This window comes from Corallococcus sp. 4LFB (genome assembly GCF_046520365.1).
GTDB lineage: Bacteria > Myxococcota > Myxococcia > Myxococcales > Myxococcaceae > Corallococcus > Corallococcus caeni.
This window is the reverse complement of the sequence record NZ_JBKGHJ010000407.1, coordinates 1-7,696: the sequence shown is the minus strand read 5'-3', so window position 1 is coordinate 7,696 and position 7,696 is coordinate 1. Positions and strand designations below refer to the sequence as shown.

The window sequence follows — 7,696 nt, the reverse complement described above, 5'->3', positions numbered from 1 at the left end:
CCCCGAAATCCTCCGCGCGCCCCTCCCTCGCCCGGCCGCCCTGCGGGCCGGGGGGCAGGACGCGCGGGACGTCAGGACCAGGAGACGTCGTAGACGGCGTCCACCAGCGACTGTGCCTTGCCGCTCACCTGCACGTCGTGCACGCCCGTCACCTCCAGCGCGGACTGGAGGATGCCCTCGTTGTAGGGCACCGGCATCAGCGAGCGCTTCATGATGACCCGGCCGGACGTGGGCCCCGTCCACTCCACGGTGCGCTCGCCGAAGTTCAGCGCCGTGCGGTAGCCGGAGTGCATCAGCTCCAGCAGCCGCTTCGGGTCGCCGCCCGCCTGCTGCACGAAGTCGCGCGCGAACATGGAGTTGAGGAAGTCCAGCATCGCCTGCGTGCCAATCTGCCGCTGCGCCGCCTCATGCCCGCCCACGAGCGACGAGAGCTGCTCGGCCGCGACGTAGGACAGCCGCAGGAAGCGCGGGAACGGATAGGTCTGCATGGGCATGAAGTCGGCGGTCTCGCCCACCTGCTCCAGACAGCGCGTCACCGCCTCCGGTCCGCCCAGGAACCGCACCGCGTCCAGCACGCCCAGGAAGAACAGGCCCCGGCTCGTGTCCTCCGGCGTCGTCGCGGCCAGGCGAGCCTCCAGGTCACGAGCGACGTCGTCGGGGAGATTCAGCGCGCCGTGCGGCATCAGCGTCGTCCTTTGAATGAGGGGGGACTGGACCAGGCGGGGACCTGGCGGGCGCGAGGATTCCACAGGTCCCGTTCCATCGCGAGTCCTGGATGGGCCTGCCTCGCGCCACGTGACACATGTTTCACGACGTGCGGGGTCCTTCCGGGCCTTCCCCGGATGATGAAGGCAGGAACCGGCGCACCACCTCCATCAAGGAAGCCACCGACACCGGCTTGCGCAGATAGGCCGTCGCGCCCGGAGGATGGAAGGGGCTGCCGGACAGCACGATGATGGGCACGCCCTCCATCATGCGCGCCTCGGACAGCCGCGCGAGGAAGGCCTGTCCGTCCATCACCGGCATCATCAGGTCCAGCAGCACCAGGCCCGGGCGGGGATGGGACTTCAACCAGTTCCAGGCGTCCTCGCCGTGGATGCATTGCGCGACGCGATAGCCCTCCATCTCCAGCAGCGTCGCGACCGCGTCCCGGATGTCTTCCTCGTCCTCTATCAAGAGGATGGGGGGGGCACTGTCTGTCATGCAGTGTCTCCACTCGCTTTCCGCCACACCTCCGGCCTTCATGTGGCTGTGGGTCACCCGGCTCCTCCTGAAGGCACGAGGGCCCACGGGGAGGGTGGAGCCGGACAAGGCGTTGGCGCCGTGGAGAAATAACGGCTGGAGCCCCCCGGTCTGATTTCGGGCGCGGTGCGTTTTCGTGCCTGCTCGCCTGCTCCCACCCGGTTCGGGACCCCGCGCCGGACCTTGCCCACTGGCCTGCCGCGCCGCGCGTCCCCATCTTCCGGACGGAGGTTCCACATGCGCTTCCAAGCGGGGGAGGAGCGGCCTTGAAGTTCCGCGATCTGTTGAGCGGTTGGCCCGTGCTGCGGCAGCTCACCCGAGGTGACGGCCGGGCGCTGGGGGACACGGCGATGACGGCGCGCAGCCGCGCGCTGGCGCCGCGCACGAAGTCCGCGGATGCGGTCGTGAAGTCCATCTGCCCGTACTGCGCGGTGGGCTGCGGGCAGGAGGTGCACGTGCGCGACGGTCGCATCCTCGACATCGAGGGCGACCCGCACTCCCCCATCTCCCGCGGGCGGCTGTGTCCCAAGGGCGCCGCGACCTTCCAGCTGGTCACGGGGACGCAGCGCGTCCACCAGGTCCTCTACCGCCGCCCCGGCGGCACGCAGTGGGAGCCCATCGCGCTGGAAGAGGCGATGGACAAGGTGGCCGAGCGCGTGAAGCGCACGCGTGACGCGACGTTCGAGGTGACGGACGCGAAGGGCCAGTGGGTGAACCGGACGCTGGGGCTGGCGCACCTGGGCGGGGCGACGCTGGACAACGAGGAGAACTACCTCCTCAAGAAGCTGTTCAGCGCGCTGGGCGTCGTGCAGGTGGAGAACCAGGCTCGAATATGACACGCGTCCACGGTGCCCGGTCTGGGCATCACGTTCGGTCGCGGCGGCGCCACGACGTTCCAGCAGGACCTGCAGCACTCGGACTGCATCCTCATCCAGGGCTCCAACATGGCCGAGTGCCATCCGGTGGGCTTCCAGTGGGTGATGGAGGCGAAGGCCCGGGGCGCGAAGGTCATCCACGTGGATCCGCGCTACACGCGCACCAGCGCGGTGGCGGACGTGTACGCGCCCATCCGCGTGGGCACGGACATCGCGTTCCTGGGCGGGCTCATCCACTACGTGCTGGAGCACGAGCGGTACTTCCGCGACTACGTGGTGCAGTACACCAACGCGGCCACGCTCATCCGCGAGGACTTCGTGGACACGGAGGAGTTGGAGGGCCTCTTCAGCGGCTTCCAGCCGAAGGACAACCGCTATGACATCGCGTCCTGGCAGTACCAGGGGGTGGCGGGCGCCGTCCCCGCGGCGGGCCACAAGGAGCTGACGGACGAGCCGGGCGCGGGCGCGGGCGGGCAGGACCACCGCCTGGACGTGCACGACGAGCACCGCGACGAAACGCTCCAGCATCCCCGGTGCGTGTTCCAGCTCTTGAAGCGCCACTTCGCCCGCTACACGCCGAAGGTGGTGTCCCAGGTGTGCGGCGTGGACGAGGCGCTGTTCCTCCAGGTGGCGCGGACGCTGTGTGACAACTCCAACCCGGAGCGCACCAGCGCGTTCTGCTACGCGGTGGGCTGGACGCAGCACTCGGTGGGCGTGCAGTACATCCGCACGGCGGCCATCCTCCAGCTCTTGCTGGGCAACATCGGCCGGCCCGGCGGCGGCATCCTCGCGCTGCGCGGGCACGCGTCCATCCAGGGCTCCACGGACATCCCCACGCTCTACAACCTGCTGCCCGGCTACCTGCCCATGCCTCGCGCCAGCGGCACGGACGGGCTGGAGCACTACATCCGGAGCAACAAGTCCGGCGGCGGCTGGTGGACGGAGTTCCCCAAGTACGCGGTGTCGCTGCTCAAGGCGTGGTTCGGGGACAAGGCCACGCAGGCCAACGACTACCTGTTCGCGCACCTGCCCCGGCTGACGGGGAACCACTCGCACATGCAGACGGTGGCGGACATGGCGGACGGGAAGCTCCAGGGCTACTTCGTCATGGGGGAGAACCCCGCCGTGGGCAGCATGAACGGGGCGCTCCAGCGCAAGGGGCTGCGCAAGCTGGACTGGCTGGTGGTGCGCGACTTCACCCTCATCGAGACGGCGGAGTTCTGGCGCACGGCGCCGGAGGTCCAGGCCGGGCAGGTGCGGCCGGAGGACATCCAGACGGAGGTGTTCTTCTTCCCGGCCGCCGCGCACACGGAGAAGGACGGCAGCTTCACCAACACGCAGCGGCTGCTGCAATGGCATCACAAGGCGGTGGAGCCGGCGGGGGACGCGCGCAGCGAGCTGCACTTCGTCTACCACCTGGGGCGCAAGCTGCGCGCCCTCTACGCGGGCTCCACGGCCCCCAAGGACGCGCCGCTGCTGGACCTGACGTGGGACTACCCCACGCACGGGCCGCACGCGGAGCCCTCCGCGGAGGCCGTGCTCAAGGAGATCAACGGCTACACGGTGGCGGACGGCAAGCCGGTGGACGGCTTCACGGCGCTGAAGGACGACGGCTCCACGGCGAGCGGCTGTTGGATCTACTCGGGCTGCTACAAGGACGGCGTCAACCAGCCGGCGCGGCGCAAGCCGGGGCAGGAGCAGACGTGGGTGGCGCCCGAGTGGGGCTGGGCGTGGCCGTCCAACCGGCGGCTGCTCTACAACCGCGCGTCGGCGGACGTGGACGGCAAGCCCTGGAGCGAGCGCAAGCGCTACGTGTGGTGGGACGCCGGGGAGAAGAAGTGGACCGGCGAGGACGTGCCGGACTTCATCGCGGACCGGCCGCCGGAGTACCGGCCCCCCGAGGGCGCGACGGGGCTGGCGACGCTCGCGGGCAATGATCCGTTCCTGATGCAGGCGGACGGCAAGGGCTGGCTCTTCGCGCCCAGCGGGTTGATGGACGGGCCGCTGCCCACGCACTACGAGCCCATGGAGTCGGTGGTGCCCAACCCGCTCTACGCGCAGCAGTGCAGCCCCACGCGCGAGGAGTGGAGGCGCAAGGACAACCCCTATCACCGGGCCTGGGGCGACCCGCGCTACCCGTACCTCGTCACGACCTACCGGCTCACCGAGCACCACACCGCGGGCGGCATGTCGCGCTGGCTGTCCTGGCTGAGCGAGCTGCAGCCGGAGATGTTCTGTGAAATCTCCCCGGAGCTGGCGCGGGAGAAGGGGCTGAAGAACGGCGACTGGTGCACGCTGGCCACGGCGCGAGGGGACCTGGAGTGCCGGGCGCTGGTCACGGAGCGCATCCGCCCGCTGAAGGTGAAGGGAAGGCGGGTGCACCAGATTGGCCTGCCGTACCACTGGGGCGTCACGGGGCGCGTGCGCGGGGAAGGGGCCAACGAGCTGACGGCGTTCGTCGCGGATCAGAACGTGGACATCCAGGAGTCGAAGGCGTTCACGGCGGACCTGCGGGCAGGAAGGATGCGCTCGGGCGAGCGGGCCGCGGCGGGCGCGGCGCCGCCTCCGCTCACGGTGCCGGAGGTGCCGCGCGACGTGACGCCGCCGGGGGAGACGGACCACACGGAAGCGCAGGAACCCGAGGGGAAGGGATAGGCGCATGGGCAGCCGCAAGGGGTTCTTCACGGACACGACGCTCTGCATCGGCTGCAAGGCGTGCGAGGTCGCGTGCAAGCAGTGGAACCAGCTGCCGGACGACGGCTTCCACTTCACGGGCATGTCCTACGACCAGACGGCGCACCTGGGCGCGGCGACGTGGCGGCACGTGGCGTTCGTGGAGCGGCCGGTGCCGTTGCAGGGGCAGACGTCGGGCGCGGGGGACTTCTCCTGGCTGATGATGTCGGACGTGTGCAAGCACTGCCAGCGCGCGGCCTGTCTGGAGGCGTGTCCCACGGGCGCCATCGTGCGCACGGAGTTCGACACGGTCTACGTGCAGCCGGACGTGTGCAACGGCTGCGGCTACTGCGTGTCGGCGTGTCCGTTCGGGGTGATTGACCGGCGCGAGGACGACGGGCGCGCGTGGAAGTGCACGCTCTGCTACGACCGCATCGGCGACGACCAGACGCCCGCGTGCGCGAAGGCGTGTCCCACGGCGTCCATCCAGTACGGCGACCTGGACGAACTGCACGCGCGAGCGGAGACGCGCGTGCGCGACCTGCACCAGCAGGGCGTGACGGACGCGTACCTGTACGGGAAGGACGCGGAGAGCCAGCCGGGCACGGGCGGGCTCAACGCGTTCTTCCTGCTGTTGGACAAGCCGGAGGTCTACAACCTGCCGCCCGACCCCGTGGTGCCGACGAAGAAGGCGCTGCGGTCATGGGCCTCGGTGGCGGTGGGCGCGGTGGGCATGGTGGCGGTGGCGGTGGGCGCGGTGGTGCTGGGGCGGGAGGGGTGATGAGCGACGACACGCTGCTGGACCGGCTTCAGCGCAAGGCGGACGGGCGGAACATCGATCCGCGCTCGGGCATCCTGGAGGGCGAGGGTGCACAGCAGCAGGTGAAGGATCCGGAGCCCGCTCGGCAGGGGATGGACGTGTTGCGCACGGTGCCGTCGAGGTCGGGGCCGGACAGCGCGGAGGCGCCGAGCTACTACGGCATGCCGGTGTTGAAGGAGCCGCTGTGGATCTGGACGATCCCGGCGTACTTCTATGTGGGCGGGGTGGCGGGCGCGGCGAGCGTGCTCGGGGTGGCGCTGGAGTCCTTCGGAGGGCGGCGGCTGGAGCGGCTGGCGGAGCGCTGTCACACGGTGGGCCTGGCGGGCGACATCCTGAGTGCGGGGCTGTTGATCCACGACCTGGGCCGGCCGTCGCGCTTCCTGAACATGCTGCGCGTGTTCCGGCCCACGTCGCCCATGAGCATGGGCTCGTGGGTGCTGGCGGGTTCGGGCGCGGTGAACTCGGCGGCGTGGGTGCTGCGGCGGAGGCCGGGAGCGCTGGGCGGGCTGGGGCGGGTGGCGGGCTGGATGGGCGCGGCGCTGGGCCTGCCGCTCGCGGGGTACACGGCGGTGCTGGTGAGCAACACGGCGGTGCCCCTGTGGCAGCAGGTGGGGCGCACGCTGCCGCTGTTCTTCATGTCCTCCGCGACCGCGAGCGCGGGGAGCCTGTTGTCCCTGTTCCCGCACACGGACAAGGAGGAGCGGGTGCTGCGCCGCTTCCGCATCGCGGGCAAGGTGGCGGAGCTCTTCACACGCGAGGCGGTGGAGCTGGAGGCGCGGCAGGTCGCGGAGGTGGGCAAGCCGCTGCGCTCGGGAGCGTCGGGAGCGCTGTGGATGCTGTCGCGGACGTGTTCGCTGGCCGGGCTGGTGGTGGACGTGCTGCCGGGGCGGGCACGGTGGAAGCAGGTGACAGCGGGCGTGCTGTCCACGGTGGGCGCGGTGACCGCGCGCTACGGCATCATCCAGGCGGGCAAGGCCTCCGCGAGGAACCCCCAGGCCACGTTCCAGGGACAACGGCAGGGGCTGGGAGCGGCGCAGGTGGACGGGAACACGGTGGCATCGGACGGAAAGCCGCTGAGCTTCCCGTTGCCCGTGCTGGGCCAGGGCGCGGCACGCACGGCGCCACGGCCGGAGGCACCGTATGCACGGTTCATGGTGAAGCAGCCGGAGCCGTGATGATCAGGGCAACGCAACACCGTAGCGCGCCAGGTCCTCCGGCGTGTTCACGTTCGCCAGCGCGCGCAGCTCCGGATCCACCGCGCGCAGTGCGTCCACGGGCAGTGTCCGCGTGCGGAAGCGCATCAGCACCCGCCGCATGGACGGGTCCTCCGTCAGCGCTTCACCCCACCGCGTCACCAGCTCCGCGCGGTACGCCGCGAAGAGCGGCTCCCACCGTCCATCACGCTCGAAGCACACCGCGTCCACGTCACCCGCCCGCGCGTCCAGCACCACCCGCGCCGCGGCCTCCGTGACGAACGGCATGTCACACGCCACCACGAAGACCCACGCGGTGCGCGCCGCGCCCAGGGCCGCATGGACGCCTCCGGGCGCTCCCTTGCCCTTCACCGCGTCCGCTACCGTGCGAAGCCCGAAGCGCTCGTACGGTTCCGGAACATTCGCCACCAGCACCCCGTCCTCGAAATGCGACCCGAACGCCCGCAGGCGTTCCAGCGTCGTGAGCCCCTCCACGCTCAGCAGCCCCTTGGCCACACCGCCCAGCCGGGTCCCCTGCCCCCCTGCCAGGATGGCCAGCGTCACGTCGGGAAAGGTCGTGGATCCATCCATGTCCGCCGACCCTACACAGCTTTCCCTCCGTCCACCCCCCTGCCGCTTCGCCCGGGAAACGCGTCACTCCCTGGATTCCGCCAAGCCCCAGAGGGAGGGAGCAGCCTGCGGTCCCACGCCACCCGTGGACAAGGCACGCGCCCCCCGTCATAGAGTCCGGCGCCCCCTCCTGGACGCATGCCGCTGACTCCCCTCCCCGCCGCGCGACTGGCCGCGCTCGATGCCATCGCGCCCGCGGCCCCCACACGCCTGCCCCTGCTGGAAGCCCATGGCCGGTTCCTCGCCGCTGGCGTCGCCGCCTC

General features: G+C 70.8%; 6 protein-coding genes. 3 read left to right on the top strand and 3 right to left on the bottom strand.

Annotated elements, in window-relative coordinates:
- Positions 1-71: 71 nt before the first annotated feature.
- Entirely contained in the window at positions 72-683 is a 612-nt protein-coding gene (locus ACLEQD_RS32145; protein ID WP_410389316.1) for a DUF2378 family protein, read from the bottom strand.
- 124 nt (positions 684-807) lie between these two features.
- Complete coding sequence (locus tag ACLEQD_RS32140; RefSeq protein ID WP_410389315.1) at positions 808-1,203, bottom strand: response regulator; 396 nt, start codon at positions 1,201-1,203, stop codon at positions 808-810.
- Positions 1,204-1,508: 305 nt separating this feature from the next.
- On the opposite strand from ACLEQD_RS32140, the gene fdh reads away from it, so the two are divergent.
- Genes fdh through nrfD form a run of 3 tightly spaced genes read left to right on the top strand, consistent with a single transcriptional unit; the run spans position 1,509 to position 6,785 of the window.
- Positions 1,509-4,772: a formate dehydrogenase gene (gene fdh / locus ACLEQD_RS32135; RefSeq protein WP_410389314.1), complete on the top strand. Its 3,264-nt coding sequence runs from the start codon at positions 1,509-1,511 to the stop codon at positions 4,770-4,772.
- 4 nt (positions 4,773-4,776) lie between these two features.
- Positions 4,777-5,571, top strand: coding sequence for a 4Fe-4S dicluster domain-containing protein (locus tag ACLEQD_RS32130; RefSeq protein WP_410389313.1), 795 nt, complete (start codon positions 4,777-4,779; stop codon positions 5,569-5,571).
- Complete coding sequence (gene nrfD, locus ACLEQD_RS32125) at positions 5,571-6,785, top strand: NrfD/PsrC family molybdoenzyme membrane anchor subunit (RefSeq protein ID WP_410389312.1); 1,215 nt, start codon at positions 5,571-5,573, stop codon at positions 6,783-6,785. Before ACLEQD_RS32130 ends, nrfD begins: the two co-directional genes overlap by 1 nt.
- Before the next feature lie 3 nt (positions 6,786-6,788).
- On the opposite strand, the gene ACLEQD_RS32120 is transcribed toward nrfD, so the two are convergent.
- Positions 6,789-7,394 carry a molybdenum cofactor guanylyltransferase gene (locus tag ACLEQD_RS32120; RefSeq protein ID WP_410389311.1) on the bottom strand — a complete coding sequence of 202 codons (606 nt, stop codon included), beginning with the start codon at positions 7,392-7,394 and terminating at the stop codon, positions 6,789-6,791.
- Positions 7,395-7,696: the final 302 nt, after the last annotated feature.

Excerpts from the sequence above, each read along its gene's own strand:
- ACLEQD_RS32145 (WP_410389316.1), bottom strand. The coding sequence starts at position 683 with ATGCCGCACGGCGCGCTGAATCTCCCCGACGACGTCGCTCGTGACCTG.
- ACLEQD_RS32140 (WP_410389315.1), bottom strand. The coding sequence starts at position 1,203 with ATGACAGACAGTGCCCCCCCCATCCTCTTGATAGAGGACGAGGAAGAC.
- ACLEQD_RS32130 (WP_410389313.1), top strand. The coding sequence starts at position 4,777 with ATGGGCAGCCGCAAGGGGTTCTTCACGGACACGACGCTCTGCATCGGC.
- nrfD (WP_410389312.1), top strand. The coding sequence starts at position 5,571 with ATGAGCGACGACACGCTGCTGGACCGGCTTCAGCGCAAGGCGGACGGG.
- ACLEQD_RS32120 (WP_410389311.1), bottom strand. The coding sequence starts at position 7,394 with ATGGATGGATCCACGACCTTTCCCGACGTGACGCTGGCCATCCTGGCA.